13 protein-coding genes are annotated in these 14,945 nt (G+C 73.9%); 5 read left to right on the top strand and 8 right to left on the bottom strand.

Annotated elements, in window-relative coordinates; translation table 11 throughout:
- Positions 1-12: 12 nt before the first annotated feature.
- Together ACNHYB_RS00860 and ACNHYB_RS00855 are read right to left on the bottom strand one after the other, a co-directional pair.
- Positions 13-1,680 carry a metallophosphoesterase family protein gene (locus tag ACNHYB_RS00860; RefSeq protein WP_418276498.1) on the bottom strand — a complete coding sequence of 556 codons (1,668 nt, stop codon included), beginning with the start codon at positions 1,678-1,680 and terminating at the stop codon, positions 13-15.
- 46 nt (positions 1,681-1,726) lie between these two features.
- Positions 1,727-3,250 carry an MFS transporter gene (locus ACNHYB_RS00855; protein WP_418276497.1) on the bottom strand — a complete coding sequence of 508 codons (1,524 nt, stop codon included), beginning with the start codon at positions 3,248-3,250 and terminating at the stop codon, positions 1,727-1,729.
- Positions 3,251-3,352: 102 nt separating this feature from the next.
- Here ACNHYB_RS00855 and ACNHYB_RS00850 point away from each other — a divergent pair, with 102 nt between their 5' ends.
- Positions 3,353-3,883: a TetR/AcrR family transcriptional regulator gene (locus tag ACNHYB_RS00850; protein ID WP_418276496.1), complete on the top strand. Its 531-nt coding sequence runs from the start codon at positions 3,353-3,355 to the stop codon at positions 3,881-3,883.
- 10 nt (positions 3,884-3,893) lie between these two features.
- Here ACNHYB_RS00850 and ACNHYB_RS00845 read toward each other — a convergent pair whose 3' ends face one another.
- On the bottom strand, positions 3,894-4,706 hold the full coding sequence (locus ACNHYB_RS00845) for a Ku protein (protein WP_418276495.1): 813 nt from the start codon (positions 4,704-4,706) through the stop codon (positions 3,894-3,896).
- 39 nt (positions 4,707-4,745) lie between these two features.
- On the bottom strand, positions 4,746-4,967 hold the full coding sequence (locus ACNHYB_RS00840; RefSeq protein WP_418276494.1) for an SCO4848 family membrane protein: 222 nt from the start codon (positions 4,965-4,967) through the stop codon (positions 4,746-4,748).
- A 250-nt stretch (positions 4,968-5,217) separates the two neighbouring features.
- On the opposite strand from ACNHYB_RS00840, the gene ACNHYB_RS00835 reads away from it, so the two are divergent.
- Positions 5,218-6,867 (top strand): RICIN domain-containing protein, encoded by a 1,650-nt coding sequence (locus tag ACNHYB_RS00835; protein ID WP_418276493.1) that lies wholly within the window; start codon positions 5,218-5,220, stop codon positions 6,865-6,867.
- A gap of 72 nt (positions 6,868-6,939) precedes the next feature.
- Here ACNHYB_RS00835 and ACNHYB_RS00830 read toward each other — a convergent pair whose 3' ends face one another.
- Positions 6,940-7,812, bottom strand: a complete 873-nt coding sequence (locus tag ACNHYB_RS00830; protein ID WP_418276492.1) for an SGNH/GDSL hydrolase family protein — start codon at positions 7,810-7,812, stop codon at positions 6,940-6,942.
- A 167-nt stretch (positions 7,813-7,979) separates the two neighbouring features.
- Between ACNHYB_RS00830 and ACNHYB_RS00825 the strand changes: the two genes are divergently transcribed.
- On the top strand, positions 7,980-10,514 hold the full coding sequence (locus tag ACNHYB_RS00825) for an ATP-dependent DNA ligase (protein ID WP_418276491.1): 2,535 nt from the start codon (positions 7,980-7,982) through the stop codon (positions 10,512-10,514).
- A 3-nt stretch (positions 10,515-10,517) separates the two neighbouring features.
- Here the strand turns inward: ACNHYB_RS00825 and ACNHYB_RS00820 are convergent, their stop codons facing one another.
- Positions 10,518-11,210 (bottom strand): class F sortase, encoded by a 693-nt coding sequence (locus ACNHYB_RS00820; RefSeq protein WP_418276490.1) that lies wholly within the window; start codon positions 11,208-11,210, stop codon positions 10,518-10,520.
- Positions 11,210-11,998: a hypothetical protein gene (locus ACNHYB_RS00815; RefSeq protein WP_418276489.1), complete on the bottom strand. Its 789-nt coding sequence runs from the start codon at positions 11,996-11,998 to the stop codon at positions 11,210-11,212. The genes ACNHYB_RS00820 and ACNHYB_RS00815 overlap by 1 nt, the downstream gene beginning before the upstream one ends.
- Positions 11,999-12,126: 128 nt before the next feature.
- Here ACNHYB_RS00815 and ACNHYB_RS00810 point away from each other — a divergent pair, with 128 nt between their 5' ends.
- Positions 12,127-13,050, top strand: a complete 924-nt coding sequence (locus tag ACNHYB_RS00810; protein ID WP_418276488.1) for an NADP-dependent oxidoreductase — start codon at positions 12,127-12,129, stop codon at positions 13,048-13,050.
- 80 nt (positions 13,051-13,130) lie between these two features.
- Here the strand turns inward: ACNHYB_RS00810 and ACNHYB_RS00805 are convergent, their stop codons facing one another.
- A complete protein-coding gene (locus ACNHYB_RS00805; RefSeq protein WP_418276487.1) occupies positions 13,131-13,973 on the bottom strand; it encodes a siderophore-interacting protein in 843 nt (280 codons plus the stop codon).
- 98 nt (positions 13,974-14,071) lie between these two features.
- Here ACNHYB_RS00805 and ACNHYB_RS00800 point away from each other — a divergent pair, with 98 nt between their 5' ends.
- Positions 14,072-14,902: a DUF2599 domain-containing protein gene (locus tag ACNHYB_RS00800; RefSeq protein ID WP_418276486.1), complete on the top strand. Its 831-nt coding sequence runs from the start codon at positions 14,072-14,074 to the stop codon at positions 14,900-14,902.
- Positions 14,903-14,945 lie beyond the last annotated feature (43 nt).

Below are 14,945 nucleotides of genomic sequence, written 5' to 3'. Positions count from 1 at the left end.
ACGCCAGGAAGCCTATCCGTCGGCCGTGGCCGTCGGCTCGGGGTCCTCGGGGTCCTCGGGCGAAGGAGGCGCGTCCCCCGGGGCCGGCACCGCACCCTCGGCGTCCTCCGGCGCGGGCACCTCCAGCAGGCCCACGGGCGGGACGACGGCCGGGATCCCCTCCCGGTCGCCCACGATCACCTCGCCGGCCGGGGACACCGAGATCACCTGAAGGTCCAGCATCCGGCGCTCGTCCGGGTCGAAGCGCAGCAACGTCATCTCCGCGGTCCCGCGCAGCGGGCCCACCGTCGCCTGCCCGGACTCGGCACCCGCGGTGCTGGCCGAGACGTAGCGCAGGCCGCCGCCGATCTGCTCGGGCCCCGCTCGCCGGTGGGTGTGGCCCGACACCTGGAACGGCACGCAACCCGACTCCAGCGCCTCGTTGCCCACCGGAGGGGTGTGGATGAGGAGCAGGTCGACGTCCCCGTCGTCGCACGCGGCGGTGGCGAGGTCGGCGGCCTGCTCGGCGGGCGTGCGCTCGCGCGCCACGTAGGTGCCCTCCCCGATCCGGGTCTCGAGCACGTCGCGGTCGCCGAGGATCCGCACACCCTCGACCTCCACGACGTCCCCGTCGAGGATGGTCTGGCCGTTCGCCTCCTCCTGGGAGGAGGTCACGGTCGAGTCGTGGTTGCCGTCGGAGACCACCATGGGCACCCCGTCGGGGACGGCGGAGGCGAAGGCGTCCACGCAGACCCGCTCCACCGCCGTGCCGTTCATCGTGGTGTCGCCCGCGTTGAGCACGACGTCGGTGCCCGAGAGCCGGGCCACCTCACCGATCGGTCCGGCCATCCCCGTGTTGCAGTGCAGGTCGGAGACGATGAGCATCGTCACGACGTCGGGGTCGTCAGGGTCCTGGGTGCCCGTCTGGACGCGGACGGCCTGCTTGCGCTCCCAGGCGCGCCACTCGGTGCGCACGTTCTCCCCGGCGGCGTCGTAGAAGGCCTCGTTCTCGTCGTACAGCGCGACGAGCTGGCCGCCGTAGGTGTCGATGACGCCGGCGAGCCGCCCGGTGATCCGGGCCCCTTCGAGGGCGGTCCCGTCGAACACCGCCGAGGCCTGGCGCCCGCCGCGGGGCGGCGCGGGGTCGGCGGAGACCAGCATCCCGCCGACGACGCCGACGAGCACGACGCCGGTGGTGATCTGCCAGGTGCGGGGCGCGAGCGTGCGCGCGAGCTCCCGGCGGCGCAGCGCACCCAGGGCGAGGTAGCCCAGCCATCCCGCGAGCGCGACGGCGACCAGCGCGCCACCCGCACGCCAGGCGGCGTCGACGAGCAGCGCCTGGGTGACCGCGTCGAACGTCACCTCGGGGCTGTCGTAGAACTGCAGGTAGCCGTTGAGGTCGCCGACGAGCCGGTCGAGCGTCGTGCTCGTGCCGACCGCGGTCAGGTCGGAGGGGATCTCCTTGACCGTGACGTCGATGCCGAGCCCGGCCGGCATCGGCGAGTCGATCTCCAGGGTGCCGAGCGGACCGAGGTCCACGACGACCAGCCCGTCGGTGTCGACGTCGTAGACGGCCTCGTGCGGCCCGAGGCTCAGCGTGGCGGTGGCGGTGGTCACGCCGTAGACCACGCAGGCGACGACGGCCGCGGTGACCACGAGGGTCCAGCGCAGCCACCGGGGCGGTGTGTGTCGGTCGGTCATCGGCTCCACCTTCACCGATTCGTCCGGATCGTGCCAACCGTGCAGGTCAGGCGTCGACGTCCTGCAGGGTGCGCAGGGCGACGACGGCGGCGACCAGGGTCAGCACGACGCCGATGGTCGCCGTCGTGCCGACCCCGCTCGCGAACGCCTCGCCCGCCGAGTCGAGCAGCGCGCGGGCCGTGTCGTCGGGCAGCGTGCTCGCCACCTGGGCGGCCCCTCCGAGCGTCTCGGAAGCGGCGGCGGCGTCCGCCGGCGACACCCCCGCGGGCACGACGACCGCCCGGTGGTAGGAGGCGGTCAGGATGCTGCCGAGCACGGCGGTGCCGAGGACGGCGCCGAGCTCGTAGGCGGTCTCGGAGATCGCGGAGGCGGCACCCGCCTTCGAGGCGGGCACGCTGGACACGATGAGGTCGTTGCTGACGGTCTCCCCCGCGCCGACACCGACGGACAGCACCACGAACGCGGCCACCAGCGGCACCAGCGCGCCGGACCCGCCGTAGAGGGCGACCATCGCGTAACCGACGGCCGACAGCAGGAGCGCGCACGCCACGACCCGGGCGGGCGAGACGTGCCGCACCACGCGGACCACACCCAGCCCGGCCACGACCATCCCGATCGTGCCGGGCAGCAGCGCGAGCCCCGCCTGCACCGGGCTGAGGCCGTGGACGAGCTGGAGGTCCTGGGAGACGAAGAACAGGAACCCGACCAGCGAGAAGACGCTCAGCAGGTTGACCAGCACGCCGCCGCTGAACGCCGGGATGCGGAACAGGCGCACGTCGAGCATCGGCACGGGGCGCCCGAGCTGGCGCCGCACGAAGGTGACGCCGGCGACAAGGCCGATCAGGGCTCCGGCGAGGGCGGCCAGGCTCGGTCCGGACTCGGCGAGCTTCTTGATCGACCACACCAGCGGCGCCGTCGTGGCCATGGCGAGCGCGACGGAGACGAGGTCGAGCGGGCCGGGCTCCGGGTCCTTCGACTCGGGCAGCACGAGCGGTGCCGCCACGAGGAACACGACCAGCACCGGCACGGCGAGCAGGAACACCGAGCCCCACCAGAAGTGCTGCAGCAGGAGCCCGCCGACGATCGGCCCGAGGGCGGAACCGGCGGCGAAGGCGGTGGCCCAGATCGCGATGGCGAGCCGCCGCTCGGTGCGGTCGGTGAAGACGTTGCGCAGCAGGGACAGGGTGGACGGCATCAGCATCGCCCCGAAGAACCCGAGCAGGGCCCGGGAGGCGACGAGCGCGCCGGCGCTGGGGGCGAAGGCGGCCACGACGGACACGACGGCGAAGCCGGTGGCGCCCACGAGCAGCAGGCGTCGGCGTCCGACCCGGTCGGCCAGCGACCCCATGGGCACGAGCAGGCCCGCCAGGACGAGCGGGTAGACGTCCACGATCCAGAGCTGCTGGGTGCCGGTCGGTGCGAGCGCCGCCGAGATCTGGGGCAGCGCGAAGCTCAGGACGGTGTTGTCCACGGACACGAGCAGCACGGGCAGCATCAGCACGGCGAGCGCGGTCCAGCGTCGGGCGCTGGTGGCGGTGGGCTGCGGTGTCGTTACCAGGTGGGTGGCCACGACGGTTCCTCTCACGACGACGGACGGCCAGGGCAGCGCGATGCGCCGGACTTCTGAACCGTCCAGACGGTACAGTAACCCATCCGGCGATAAGGTGCCACCATGCCTCCCGCGCCCACCGCCCGAGCGAAGGTGCTCCGAGCCTTCTGCGACCTCCTCGTCGACTCCGGCGAACGCTCCGCGACCCTGGACGCCGTCGCCGAGCGCGCCGGCGTCTCCAAGGGCGGGCTCCTCTACCACTTCGGCAGCAAGGACGCCCTGGTCGAGGGCGTCGTCGCCCACCTGCACGACCTGGTCGCAGCCGACGTCGCCACCATGCGGGCCGCCCCCGAAGGCCCGGTCGCGTACCTCCTGCGCACGTCGTCCGCCGTCGGCAGCGAGTTCGACCGCACCTACCTCGCGGTCACCCAGCTCGCCCAGGGCCCCTACCCGTGGGCGCGCGGCGCGCTCGACGCGGCGCAGGACGCCTGGACCGCCGCCGTCGCCGACCAGGTGGGCGACGACGCCGTCGCACGGGCCGTCGTCCTGCTCAGCGACGGCATCTACTACCGCGCCTCGCTCGGCATCGACGCTCCCCCGCTGGACGAGCTGCTCGCCGTCGTCGACCGCCTGCGCTCCCCCGTCACGGGCTGATGCGGGCGCCTCAGCCCGCCTTCTTGCGCTTCTTGTCCTTCTTCTGGGAGTCCACCGAGCGGCGCAGCGCCTCCATGAGGTCCACCACCTCGGCCCCCTCGCCCTCCTCGCCCTTCTCGCCGAAGGTCTCGGCGGGGTCCATCGTGTCGCCCTTCTCGATCTTCGCGTCGATGAGCTGGCGCAGTTGCACCTGGTACTCGTCCGTGTAGTCCTCGGGCGCGAAGTCCGCCTCGTAGCTCGCCACGAGCTGCGCCGACATCGCCAGCTCCTTGTCGGACACCGAGGTCGAGCCGTCGAGCGCGCCGAACTCCGCCTCGCGGATCTCGTCCGCCCAGAGCAGCGTCTGCAGCGTGAGGACCTCGTCGCGCACCCGCAGCGCCGCGAGGCGCGTGCGCTGGCGCAGGGCGAACTTCACGATCGCGGTGCGCTCGGTCTCCTCCAGCGTGCGCCGCAGCAGCACGTACGCCTTGGGGCTCTTGGAGTCGGGCTCCAGGTAGTACGTCCGGTCGAAGAGGATCGGGTCGACCTGCTCGGTGGGCACGAACTCGACCACCTCGATCTCCCGGTTCGACTCCGCCGGCAGCGCCGAGAAGTCGTCCTTGGTCAGCACCACGGCGTGCTCGCCGTCGTCGTACGACTTGTCGATGTGCTCGAACGCGACCGTCTCGCCGCACACCTCGCACACACGCCGGTACCGGATGCGTCCGCCGTCGGCGTCGTGCACCTGGTGCAGCGGCACGTCGTGGTCCTCGGTGGCGCTGTACACCTTGACGGGCACGTTGACGAGCCCGAACGTCACCGCGCCCTTCCAGATCGCCCTCATCACCCCATGGTCACGCGACCCGGGGCCGGACGCGAGCGGTCAGCCGAGCAGCCCGAGGACCCCGACGACGCCCACCAGGACGGCGAGCACCACCGAGACCCCCACCAGCACCGCGTGCACCGTGTAGAACCGGGTGGGACGACCGGCGTCGTCGCGCGCACGGGGGTCGCGGGTGACGCGACGCCAGAACTGGGGCCACACCAGCAGGTTCCAGGCGGCGGCGACGAGCAGGACGACGGACCAGAGCACGGGAATCTCCACGCGCCGATGCTCTCACCCCGCGGGCGCCCTGCCGAGCAGACCTCCCAGCGGAGGGGCGGCACCCGCGCCGCGGCTCGCGCGCCCTCGGTCGGTCCACCGGATGAGACAGCCCTTTCCCGGGGTCGCCGCGGCGGTCTACGGTGGCGAGCACACCGGCTCTACATCGATGCAGGGGGCGCCGGTCCGTCCGACCGACGACGTTCGGGCACGGTCACCGCCGTGCGCGGACCAGACTGCGAAGGAGCAGCCCATGCGTCACCTCGCAAGATCCGCCCGAGACCGGGCCACCCGCCGATCACGGAGCAGGCGGCGCGCCCGCGGCCTCGCCGCCTCGATCGCCGTCCTCGCCCTGTCCGTGACCGGCCTGGTCGCCGGCTCGACCACCGCGCAGGCGGCCACGATCGACACCGGGGCCGAGTACGTGCTCGTCAACCGCCACAGCGGCCTGGCCGCCGACGTCCTGGACGCCTCGACCGCCGACGGCGCCGAGATCATCCAGTGGAACCGGCTCCAGGACGCCCCCTGGCAGCGCTGGCGGTTCCAGGACATGGGATCGGGCTACTACCGGATCGTCTCGGCGCACTCCGGCAAGGCGCTCGACGTGTGGGCGAAGTCCACCGCCGACGGCGCGGAGATCCGCCAGTACACCGCGAACAGCGGATCCAACCAGCAGTGGCGGCCGGTGGACACCGCAGGCGGCGTCCAGCTGATCAACCGCGGCTCCGGCAAGGCGCTGGAGGTCTGGGAGTGGTCGACGACGCCGGGCGGGCGGCTCAGCCAGTTCACCTCCCACGGCGGCACCACGCAGGTGTGGGACCTCGTCAAGGCCGGCTCCGGCAGCGGCAGCACCGGGGAGTGCGGGTCGGGGACCTTCACCACCGAGGTGACGAGGTCCGGCTCGACCTGGACGGCGCGCCGCGGGTCGACCTCCCTGTACTCGGGCACGGACATGGCCTCCGCGATGCGCGCGGCCGTCGGCGGGCTCACCGCCGGGCGGACGTCGGCCGAGCGCGTCGTCGTGCGCGGGTCGGGCACCGTCTCGGCCGGCACGTCCGTGGATCTGCCCAGCCACACCTCGATCGAGGTCTGCGGCACGATCGACGTCACGGGGACACCGCGGGCGAACCACGCCCCGCTGCGCGTGCAGCACGTCGAGGACGTCTCGATCCCGTACCTGACCATGACCGGCGCACCGTACTTCGGCATCTGGGTGCGCACGTCCTCGGACGTCCACCTCGGTCAGATCGACCTGCGGCTGTCCGGCGGGCTCGGCATCCGCATCGACTCGCGCGACGACGACTCCGTGCGCGAGGCGCGCGACATCCGCGTCGACGACGTCTACGTCTCCGGCACGTCCAACCACGGCGTGGAGACCTACGGCGTCGACGGCATCACCATCGGGACCGTGACCGCCCGTGACACCGGCTACTCCGGCCTGCTGCTCAACGACACCGTCAACGCCACCGTCGGCACGGTCGACGCGCAGGGCGCCGGCACGGGCACCGGCTACGCCGCGTTCCGCATGGCGAACCGCAACGGTGCGGTGGACGGCTCGTACCCGACCAACGTCCACGTCGGCGAGGTCGTGGCGCGGGGCGGCGGGCGTGGCGTGTTCTGCGTCTCGGAGTCCGGTGGCGCCGTCATCGACCGGGTCGACATCGCCGACACCGGGTCCAACGCGGTGCTCATCGAGAACTGCTACAACGTCACGATCGGCGGCGGCACGATCTCCGGCCCCGGGGACGTCCGCATCGCCGCGCGCAGCGAGTTCGCCAACACCCGCGACGTGACGCTGTCGAACGTCACGCTGCGCAGCACCACGTTCCGCGAGTCGCCGTGCGGCACGAACACGCGCCTGTCGAACATCACGTGGACCGACAGCAGCGACCAGTCCTGCTGAACCGCGCCGCCCGGCGGCGGAGGTCGTCCGACCTCCGCCGCCGGGCGGCGGCACCGTGACGCTCGCGGCGCGTCAGCCGAGGGCGTCCAGCACGGCGTCGGCCATCGCGGCCTGCCCCCGGGCGTTCGGGTGCACGGGCACGGTGTTGGTGCCCCACAGCAGCGGCTCGACCCAGCGCTCGCTCGCGGGGGCGCAGGCGTCGCGGCCCTCGCTGCGCTCGGCGAGGTCGACGAAGGTCGCACCCGTCTGCTCCGCCGCCTGCTCGACGACGTCGTTGAGCGTCGCCTGCAGGTCGCGCAGGTAGGGCACGTCGCCGCGGGCGACGGGGAGCTTGGTGAAGCAGCCCTGCTCCGCCGGCAGGATCCACGGGTAGCCCAGGATGACGACGTGGGCCTGGGGGGCACGTTCGCGGATGTCCTCGAGCGCCCGGACCACGGCGGGGTAGGTGGTCTCCTCGACGGTGTCGGTGAAGCGGTCGCCATAGGTGCGCTCGCACGGTCTGCCGTGGCCGAGGGTGACGGACCCGGAGGCCGCGCAGGCGAGCAGCGCGCCGATGAAGGTGCTGGAGTCGTTGCCGCCGATCGTCAGCGTCACCAGGTCGGTGTCGACGCTCAGGGCGTCGAGCTGGGCGGGCACGCGCGGGTACTGGGCGGTGGTGAGGTGCTTGGTCTCGGCGGCGCCGCAGGTGACGTCGGTGAGGTCGGCGCCGAGGGCGTCGGCGACGGCGTTCGGGTAGTTGCGGATGGTGCGCAGGCAGACCGCGCGGGCGCTCGGGTCGGGCGGCAGGATGCCGGACCCGGCGGAGTAGGAGTCGCCGAGGGCGACGTAGTCGATCGGGTCGTCCGCCTGGGCGGGCGGGGCCAGGACGGTCGCGGCGAGCGCCGCGACGAGTGCGGTGAGGCCTGCTGCCAGGCCTCGGCGGGCGGTGCGGGGTGCTGCGTGCATGGAACAACTCCTTCGTCGTTCGTGCCTCGGGCGCTCCTCGTCGAACGCCTGCGACCGAGTCTGGGACGGCGCGACGCGGTCCACAACCCGGCACGCCGCGTATCGGATACTCCCGGTCCACGGTTCTCGGCGCTGCGCCGGCGCCCCGCACGCGCGACGATGACCGGGTGAGCCCACCGGCACAGCGCGTCACGGTCGAGGGCCGCACCCTGTCGCTCAGCAACCTCGACAAGGTGCTCTACCCGGCCACCGGCACCACCAAGGGCGAGGTCCTGCAGTACCTCGCGACCGTGGCGCCCGCCCTCGTGCCGCACGCCGCCCGCCGGCCCGCGACCCGCAAGCGGTGGCCCGGCGGCACCGGCGAGAAGCCGTTCTTCCAGAAGAACCTCGACGCCTCCACCCCCTCCTGGGTGCCACGCCGCACGATCCGGCACACGTCGTCGTCCAACGACTACGTGCTCGTCGACGACCTGGCCACGCTCACGTGGCTCGGGCAGACCGCCACGCTGGAGATCCACGTGCCGCAGTGGCGCTTCGGACGCACCGGCACCCCCCTGCCGCCCGACCGGATCGTCCTCGACCTCGACCCCGGACCGGGCGTCGGCCTGGCCGAGTGCGCCGAGGTGGCCCGCCTCGCCCGCGAGATCCTGCTCGGCATGGACCTGGACCCGCTGCCCGTCACCAGCGGGTCCAAGGGGATCCACCTGTACGCCGCGCTCACCGGACCGCACTCCCGGCTCACCGCCGACGCCGTGTCCGCCGTCGCCCGGGAGCTCGCCCGACACCTCGCCGCCGAGCACCCCGACCTCGTCGTGGCCGAGATGTCCAAGGCGCTGCGACCCGGCAAGGTGTTCATCGACTGGTCCCAGAACAACGGCTCCAAGACGACCATCGCGCCGTACTCGCTGCGGGGCCGTGACGAACCGACCGTCGCGGCACCGCGCACCTGGGACGAGCTGGCCTCCCCCGACCTGCGCCACCTCACCCTCGACGAGGTCGCCCGACGCCTCACCGACGACGGCGACCTGCTCGCCCCGCTGCTGGCCGGGCACCTGTCCCAGCTCGAACCGACACCCGGGCGCCTGGCCACCTTCGACCGCCTCGCCACCTACCGCGCCAAGCGGGACGCCGGACGTACCCCCGAGCCCTTCGGCCCGCCCGAGAACTCCCCCGCCCCCTCCGACTCCCCCGGTGGCGCACCGACCTTCGTCATCCAGGAGCACCACGCCCGACGCCTGCACTGGGACTTCCGGCTCGAGCACGACGGCGTGCTGGTGAGCTGGGCGCTGCCCAAGGGCGAGCCCACCGACCCCGCCCAGAACCACCTCGCCGTCCAGACCGAGGACCACCCGCTCGAGTACGGCGCCTTCGAGGGGTCCATCCCCGCGGGCGAGTACGGCGCCGGCGAGGTGACCATCTGGGACTCCGGCACCTACGAGCTCGAGAAGTGGCGCGACGGCGAGGTGATCGCCACGCTGCACAGTGCACGCCGCGGGCCGCGGAGGCTCGCCCTGATCCGCACCGGCGGGCGCGGGGGCGACGACGAGAACTCCTGGCTGATCCACCGCACCAAGGACCAGCCGGTCGACGCGGCTCCCCCGCCCGGGACGCCGGAGCTCCCCGGGGTCGACGAGCCGACCGGGACCGGCGTCGCGCCACCGCCCGAGGTCCCCGACCGCACCCGGACCCGCCCCATGCTCGCCACCGGCGCCGCCCCCGCCGAGCTGGCCCGCCTCGACGCCCACGACTGGACGTTCGAGGTGAAGTGGGACGGCTTCCGCGCCCTGGTCGACGTCACCCCCGCCGGTCCCGACGACGGCGCAGCCGCCCGCGTCCGTCTCACGTCCCGCTCGGGCCGCGACCTCACGCCCACGTTCCCCGAGCTCGCGGCGCTCGCCGACCAGGTCGCACCGGACGAGCTGCCGGTGCGTCTCGACGGCGAGATCGTCGCCCTGGACGCCCAGGGACGGCCCAGCTTCCACCGGCTGCAGCAGCGTGCGAACCTCGTCAAGGCGCGAGAGGTGGACCGGGCCCGGCGCCGCGTCGGCGTCGACCTCGTGCTGTTCGACGTGCTGATGGTCGCCGGGACCGACGTCACCGACCATCCGTACGACGAACGTCGCACCATGCTGGCGCGCGTCGTCGATCCTCGCCGTCCCGTGCACGTCCCGCCGGCCCTGGCCGGCACGGTCGACGACGCCCTGGCCGAGTCCCGGCGCCTCGGGCTGGAGGGCGTCGTGGCCAAGCGGCGCAAGGCCGGGTACGCGGCCGGTCGGCGCTCGCGCGACTGGTTGAAGATCAAGCACGCGGCCACCCAGGAGGCGGTCGTGGTCGGCTGGCGTCCGCTGCGTGCCGGGACGCCCACCGAGGACGTCCGCTCCGTCGGCGGGCTGCTGCTGGCGGTGCCCGAGGGCGACGGGCTGCGCTACGTGGGCCGGGTGGGTACCGGGCTCTCGGACCGCGAGCGCCGCGCCCTGACCAGCCGGTTCACGGCCCGCGGCGCCGACGCCGCCGCGGGCCCGCCCCTCGAGGGGGTCCCCGCGGTGGACGCCCGAGGTGCACGCTGGGTGGAGCCCACCGTGGTGGTGGAGGTGCTGCACGCCGGATGGACGGGGGACGCCGACGGCGAGGGCAGCCTGCGGCACGCCGTCTGGCGCGGGGTGCGCCCGGACAAGCGTCCGGACGAGGTCCGTCCGGAGTGAGGCTCACGCCGCGCGGGCGTACACCACCGTGTTGTCCTCGTAGTGGCCGACGTCGGGGTTCCAGGCTCCGCCGCAGGTGATGAGGCGCAGCTGGGGCTCGTCGGTGTTGCGGTAGACCTCGCGGGTGGGGAACGCGTCCTTGGGGTACTGCTCGACACGGTCGACGACGAAGGTCACCGTCGTGCCGTCGGCGCGGTCGACGTGCACCTTCTGGCCGGGTTCCATCGTGGCCAGGTCGTAGAACACGGACTCGCCGTGGGGGCTGTCGACGTGCCCTTCGACGACGGCGGGGCCGTCGTCCCCGGGTCGGGGCGAGCCGTCGAACCAGGCGGCACGGTCGATCTGGGCACCGGCGGGCACCTCGACGGTGCCGTCGTCGTTCAGGCCGAGGTGCAGCAGGTCGGAGTCGACGTCGATCGCCGGGATGCGCACCCGTTCGGGCAGGGCTGCCCGCTGGACGGGTTCCGCCGTCGGCGTCGCGGTGGGGTCGGCCGTCGGGGACGGCGTCGAGGTCGGGGTCGGGGTCCGGGTGGGGCTCGGTGCGGGGTCGGTGGCGGCGCCGGTCGAGGGTTGCGTCCGGGGTGCGGCGACCGGCGCGGGGGCGGGATCCTGCTGCCCGAGCCCGACGGCGACCGCCGTCCCGCCGCCGAGCAGCAGCCCGGCGGCGAGGACGGCAGCCGTGCGTCGGTGCGCCATCAGGAGTCCTGGCGGGCGGTCCGACGGCGGGTGAGGAGCCCGGTGGTCAGGCCGGCACCGGCGAGCAGCGCGAAGCCGCCACCGGCCAGCAGGCCCGGGTTCTCGATGCCGGCGGTGCCGCCGGTCCCGGTCTGGACGCCACCGGTGGGCATCTCGTCCATCTGCGAGGCGGTGAGCATGCCGCACAGGGCGGGGTCGGTCGCCTCGGCGGGCAGCGACGGGTCGAGGTCCGACTCGGTGTCGCCGTCGTACGCGCCGCTGCCGTCGTGGTCGACACCGTGCACGACGAGCGCGACGTCACCGGCGAGGATCTCGTCGGCGATCTCCGGGGACACCTCCACGGAGTCCCGCTGGTAGTCGATCTGGCCGCCGTCGGCGGTGTCGAAGCGGTCCACGGCGAGCGCGGAGTCCGCCGACGTGTCGCCCTCGGTGGTGAGCGACACCTGCACCGAACCGTAGGACGGCACGCCCTCGGAGGTGGTGATGGTGCCGGAGCCGTCGGTGTCGTCGCCCTCGACGGGGCACTGGTTCTTCGCGTCCTCGCCGTAGTGCAGGTGGGCGGCGTGCGGGCTGCCGGCGAGCAGACCGTCGGCGGCGAACTCGACCGTGAGGGTCGTGCCGTCCACCCAGACCATCGCGTCCCCGCCGCCCTCGACGCCGTTGAGGGGCACCGGGTCCAGGTCTCCCTGGGCGGTGCCGTCGGCGGCGGAGGCGGGACCGGCGACCGCGAGGAGGCCGGCCAGCGTGAGGGCGGGTGCGACGAGCGCGGTGCGGGTACGTGCCTTCATGATCGTTCCCTTCGTCTCAGGTCACGACATTCGCGACCCAACGACGGTTCGGAGTCGTGCACGACCCGGATGGGTCCGGTCGGCGTCGGTCTCGGAATGGGTGACGGGTCCGCACCGTTGCCCCAGACATGCGAGCCATCACCTATGACACCTACGGCAGCGCCGACGTCCTGCAGCTCACCGAGCAGCCGGAGCCGCACCCCGGCCCCGACTCGGTGGTGGTGCGGGTCAGGGCGGCGTCGGTCAACCCGGTCGACTGGAAGATCCGCCAGGGCTACCTCGACGGCCTGATCGACGCCCGGTTCCCCGTGGTCCCCGGCTGGGACGTGGCCGGCGTCGTGGAGAAGGTCGGTCTGGACACCCCCGAGTACCAGGTGGGCGACGAGGTCTACGGGTACGTGCGCAAGGACGTGGTCCAGGGCGGCACGTTCGCCGAGCTCGTGGCCGCGCCGGTGCGCACCCTGGCCCCCAAGCCGTCGCTGCTGAGCTTCACGGAGGCGGCGGCCGTGCCGCTCGCCGGGCTGACGGCGTTCCAGACGATCGAACGGTCAGGCGTCCGCGAGGGGCAGACGGTGCTGGTGCACGCGGCCGCCGGAGGCGTGGGCGCGTTCGCCGTGCAGCTCGCGGTCGCCCGTGGCGCCCGGGTGATCGGCACCGCGTCCGAGGCCAACCACGCGTACCTGCGCGGGCTGGGCGCCGAACCGGTCACCTACGGCGACGGTCTCGCCGACCGGGTGCGCGCGCTCGCGCCGCGCGGGGTGGACGTCGCGCTCGACTACGTGGGCGGGGAGTCCGTCACCGCGAGCGCCGACGTCCTCGCCGAGGGCGGGGTCATCACCTCGATCGCCGACCCCGCGGCAGCGACGGACCACGGTGGGATCTACGCCTGGGTGCGTCCGTCGACGGCCGACCTGACGGCTCTCGGCGCGCTCTTCGACGAGGGTGTGCTGCGGGTCGACGTCGCCGAGACCTTCGACCTGGCCGACGCCGCGGCGGCACACCGGGCGAGCGAGTCCGGGCACGTGCGCGGCAAGGTCGTCGTCACCGTCTGACGCCGTCGGGCCGCCGGCCGGGGCCGTCGGTCCGCCCGGCAGGCGGACGACGGCAGGCCGAGGGCGGCTCAGCCGGTGGTTCAGCCGGCGGCGCCGCGGCCGTGCTTCCAGTAGCCGACGAAGTCCGCGTGCGTCTTGGGCACGCCGCGCTCGTTGACGAGGTAGCGGCGCACCCCGGTCGCGAGCGTGGACTCGCCGACGCTGAACGCGTAGACCGCGCCGTCGAGCAGCTCGAGCCCGCGCACGGCGGCCAGCGCGGCCGTGCCGGGCACGGCGGCCGCGTCGACGGCGTCGCGCTCCACCCAGCGCAGGTCGATCCCGGCGGGCACACGGAAGTCCTGCCGGTCCGCGGCGGTGGCGACCTCGACGACGGCGATCCCCCGGGCGTCCTCGGGCAGGGCCTCGCAGATGCCGGCGACGGCAGGCAGGCCGGACTCGTCGGCGGCCAGGAGCGTCCAGTCGTGCTCGTGGCGCGGGTTGTACCCGACGCCCTGGTCGAGGATGCCGACGGTGTCGCCGGGACGGGCGTTCGCCGCGAACGTGGACGCCGGTCCCGGTTCGCCCGTGTGCGCCTCGCCGTCGTGCGCGCCGTGCAGCACGAAGTCGACGTCGATCTCCCGCAGGTCGGGCCGCGCGTCGCGGACCGTGTAGCTGCGCACCCACGGCCGGCGCGACTTCGGGGTGATCAGGTACTGCGCGTACCAGCCCAGGCCCGAGGTGCGGGTCGGCAGACGCATCGCGTCGCTGCCCTCGCGCTGCAGGAAGAGCCGGAACCACTGGTCGTACCCGACGGCGGTGAAGCGTTCGAGGCCCTGGCCGCCGAACGTCACGCGCATCATGTGCTCCGAGACCTGCTTGGTCCGCACCACCTCCGCCAGGAGGACGTGCGGCTCGATCGGCTTGCGCCCGCTGTATCCGCTCACGCCACACAGGTTAGGCGAACCTCACCACCTGGCACCAGCCCCGAGCCGCCTTCCCCCTGGCACGCACCCGTGCCGCTCCCGTGCCGCACACTGGTGCGGTGCGCCGACCCGTCCAGATCCTCACGCCGGCCGTCGGCGTGGTCGCGGTCGCACTCCTGGCCGGTTGCGCCCCGGCCGACGACGGCGCGTCCGCCCCGACGTCGCCGTCCGCGCAGGCCTCGCCGTCCTCCCCGTCCGCCGCGGACGCACCGTCCGTGACGGCGTCGGACCCCCCGGCCGACGCCGTCACGACCGGCGCGCAGGCCGACGACGTCCGTCTCGAGGTCCGCGCGGGCGACGGCGCCGTCGTCGCGGAGCCGGAGCCCGGGTCGTCGACGGTCACGCTCGACCTGGCACAGCTCTCCCCCGACCAGGACGCGACCGTCACCCTGGTGAGCTCCGGTGAGCTCCTGCTGCGCCCGGACGGGAGCGTCACGGTGCGCTCCGGGCAGGACGACGGCGGCACGGACGACGCTCCCGCCGACGCCGTCGCCGGGCTCACCCCGCCCGACGGTGCACGGTTCCGGCAGGAGGATCCCCGGAGCCTCGTCGTCGTGCCCGACGAGTCCTCCGACGGTCGCACCACCGGCACGGTGACGTTCACCCTGGCGTCCCGCGGGGTCGAGGCCACCGACTGGGACGAGCGCGAGGGCGGGCGCTCGCTCGCCGTGACGCCGACGCCGTGGGCGCGGCAAGCCCGCACGGCGGGGGTCGACGTGGTCTGGTCCGAGCTCGTCGCCGACGACCCGGAGGTGGCCTCGGCGACGATGCACGACCAGCTCGTGTGCCACTCGATCGGCGCACCCGACAAGGCGACCTGGAACCTGGAGCCGTGGCGGCCCGACGTCGGGCTGCTGCAGGTGCTGGCGGACCGCTGCAACCCGGTGTGAACCGATTCGGCACGGCCTGCTGCACCAGCCGGACGGTTGCTCC

Origin of the sequence: Isoptericola jiangsuensis, from assembly GCF_048320105.1 — a bacterium.
GTDB classification, from domain to species: domain Bacteria; phylum Actinomycetota; class Actinomycetes; order Actinomycetales; family Cellulomonadaceae; genus Isoptericola; species Isoptericola jiangsuensis_A.
Note: the sequence above shows the minus strand (reverse complement) of the source record. Positions and strands in the feature narration are given on the sequence as shown.

Coding starts and splice junctions, on each gene's coding strand:
- ACNHYB_RS00850 (WP_418276496.1), top strand. CDS start 3,353: ATGCCTCCCGCGCCCACCGCCCGAGCGAAGGTGCTCCGAGCCTTCTGC.
- ACNHYB_RS00835 (WP_418276493.1), top strand. CDS start 5,218: ATGCGTCACCTCGCAAGATCCGCCCGAGACCGGGCCACCCGCCGATCA.
- ACNHYB_RS00815 (WP_418276489.1), bottom strand. CDS start 11,998: ATGAAGGCACGTACCCGCACCGCGCTCGTCGCACCCGCCCTCACGCTG.
- ACNHYB_RS00820 (WP_418276490.1), bottom strand. CDS start 11,210: ATGGCGCACCGACGCACGGCTGCCGTCCTCGCCGCCGGGCTGCTGCTC.
- ACNHYB_RS00845 (WP_418276495.1), bottom strand. CDS start 4,706: ATGAGGGCGATCTGGAAGGGCGCGGTGACGTTCGGGCTCGTCAACGTG.
- ACNHYB_RS00860 (WP_418276498.1), bottom strand. CDS start 1,680: ATGACCGACCGACACACACCGCCCCGGTGGCTGCGCTGGACCCTCGTG.
- ACNHYB_RS00810 (WP_418276488.1), top strand. CDS start 12,127: ATGCGAGCCATCACCTATGACACCTACGGCAGCGCCGACGTCCTGCAG.
- ACNHYB_RS00830 (WP_418276492.1), bottom strand. CDS start 7,812: ATGCACGCAGCACCCCGCACCGCCCGCCGAGGCCTGGCAGCAGGCCTC.